Source organism: Pedococcus sp. P1_H8 (genome assembly GCF_056405175.1).
Genome location: NZ_JBFUCP010000322.1, coordinates 1 through 407, shown reverse-complemented (window position 1 = coordinate 407; position 407 = coordinate 1). Strand labels below are relative to the sequence as shown.

1 protein-coding gene is annotated in these 407 nt (G+C 66.1%); it reads left to right on the top strand.

What is annotated here, in order from left to right; genetic code table 11:
- The first annotated feature begins 99 nt into the window (after window positions 1–99).
- Window positions 100–318: a BldC family transcriptional regulator gene (locus AC1DYG_RS20195; protein ID WP_477641621.1), complete on the top strand. Its 219-nt coding sequence runs from the start codon at window positions 100–102 to the stop codon at window positions 316–318.
- Window positions 319–407 lie beyond the last annotated feature (89 nt).

The window sequence follows — 407 nt, the reverse complement described above, 5'->3', positions numbered from 1 at the left end:
CCATTACCTCCGCTTTACTCGAATTAGGCGGTTCGAGTACCCGGGGGTCCCGATGCCACCATGACGCTGAACCCACCGGCACGACCCGTAAGGATCTCAATGAGCGTTCCCGCATTCCAGCAAGCCAACGACTCACTGCTGACCCCCGGCCAGGTGGCGGCGATGTTCCATGTCGATCCGAAGACGGTGACGCGCTGGGCGCACGCGGGCCGACTCGGCTCGCTGCGCACCCCCGGCGGCCACCGACGCTTCCGCGAGTCCGAGGTGCTGGCCCTGCTCGATTCACTCACCACCGAGGCCACCCCCCGACATCTCTGAGACAGACATCTCCGAGCCCCGCTGCCGCGGAACCCGCCCGACGAGTCCGGTCAGTGGGAAATCTTCGGCAACCCGATGCGACCTCGTGT